The following is a 1,170-nucleotide window of genomic DNA, read 5'->3' as shown; positions in this document are numbered from 1 at the left end:
CGGCGAGCGCGTGCTGGAGCAGCGCGCCGTTGGAGCGATAGGACATGGTGGAACCCCCAAAACGAAGTGCCGCGATGCGGCGTTCAACGCGCGGTGTTCGGGCGGCCACGTCCGTGTCGGCTTACGCCAGCGCCCACGCTGTTTGTGTACGGACTCGGTGTTGTCCCGGCCCGCCTTAACACGCTACGTATGCAACAGAAGCACCAACAAGATGGATAGAACCCTCATCGCGCGCCGGACCCGCGATTCGCATCACACATTTGGATTTCGGTCGCGGCGCGGCGGGTGGAAGCGCGGCCTCGCTGCGTCCCGCCGGGCGCGTTTCACAGCTCGGGTGTGAGCCGACCCGCAGGCAAAGAAAAACCCCGGCCGAGGCCGGGGTTTTTCGTGACGCGCATCGCACGCCGGAGGCGCTGCCGACGGCCACGGTCGCGGTCGGGGTGTGGCTGGCGCCGGTGTTGTCGACGACGGTCAGCTTGACCGTGTACGTCCCGGCCGCGCTGTAGGTCTTGCTCGGGTTGGCCGCAGTGGAGCTGGTGCCGTCGCCGAAATCCGAGCTGCGCGAGGCGATGGAGCCGTCGCTGTCGCTCGAGCTGTCGGTGAAGCTCACCGTCAGGCCGTTGGCCGATGAGGCGAAGTTCGCCACCGCCGTCTGGTTGCCCTACATACCGACGACCGCCAATCGCCGGCCGCAGCCGGCGACAGTCGCCGCTTACAGCATCCCGGTCTCGAGCCGCGCCGCCTCGGACATCATGTTGCGGTTCCACGGCGGGTCGAACACCAGCTCGACGTCGGCCTCGGCCACGGTCGGGATCATTTCCAGCTTGCTGCGCACGTCGTCGACGAGGATGTCGCCCATGCCGCAGGCCGGCGCGGTCAGGGTCATGCGCACCTCGACCATGCGCTGGCCGTCGTCGCGGTGCTTGACCGTGGCTTCGTACACCAGGCCCAGCTCGACCACGTTGATCGGGATCTCCGGGTCGAAGCAGGTGCGCAGCTGTTGCCACACCAGCCGCTCGACCGCCTCGTCGTAGGCGCCCTCGTGCAGCTCCAGCGGCTCCGGCGGCTCCTTGCCGATGGCGTCGGCGTCGCGGCCGTGGATGCGGAACAGGTTGCCTTCAACGAAGACGGTGTAGCTGCCGCCGAGCGCCTGGGTGATATAGCCCACGC

2 protein-coding genes are annotated in these 1,170 nt (G+C 67.9%); both read right to left on the bottom strand.

Features of this window, described 5'->3' with window-relative positions; genetic code table 11:
* Positions 1 to 175: 175 nt before the first annotated feature.
* On the bottom strand, positions 176 to 646 hold the full coding sequence (locus ABZY20_RS37330) for a PKD domain-containing protein (protein ID WP_356447996.1): 471 nt from the start codon (positions 644 to 646) through the stop codon (positions 176 to 178).
* A gap of 66 nt (positions 647 to 712) precedes the next feature.
* Positions 713 to 1,170 (bottom strand): putative Fe-S cluster assembly protein SufT (gene sufT, locus ABZY20_RS37325; RefSeq protein ID WP_356447994.1); only part of this gene is annotated, 458 nt, incomplete at its 5' end.

Origin of the sequence: Streptomyces sp. NPDC006624, from assembly GCF_040611555.1 — a bacterium.
GTDB lineage: Bacteria > Actinomycetota > Actinomycetes > Streptomycetales > Streptomycetaceae > Streptomyces.
This window is presented reverse-complemented; position numbering and strand designations above follow the sequence as displayed.